This window comes from Acinetobacter johnsonii (assembly GCF_048551975.1).
GTDB classification, from domain to species: Bacteria; Pseudomonadota; Gammaproteobacteria; order Pseudomonadales; family Moraxellaceae; genus Acinetobacter; species Acinetobacter johnsonii_A.
Genome location: NZ_JBIMCF010000206.1, coordinates 1 through 280, shown reverse-complemented (window position 1 = coordinate 280; position 280 = coordinate 1). Strand labels below are relative to the sequence as shown.

Genomic DNA, 280 nt, shown 5'->3' with positions numbered 1-280 from the left:
CTGCACAGCATATGGTCATAACAGGTAGGGAGACGACGACGTTAACATCGCTCTGACCTAAGATACCGAAACGAAAAGCATGGACCAGATATACAATCGGATTGATCAACGATAGATTTTGCCAAAAAGGGCTGAGTGCTGAAATGGCATAAAATACGCCACCTAAATAAGTTAAAGGCGTCAGCACAAAGGTTGGGAGAATGGAGATATCATCAAAAGATTTGGCATACACCGCATTGATAAAACCACCCAGTGAAAATAAGAATGAGGTGACCAAGAC

General features: G+C 42.5%; 1 protein-coding gene. It reads right to left on the bottom strand.

Annotation, left to right across the window (positions count from 1 at the left end):
• Positions 1-280, bottom strand: a 280-nt coding sequence (locus ACG9ZB_RS17260) for an ABC transporter permease (RefSeq protein WP_419326849.1), incomplete at both ends; no start/stop codon positions are given.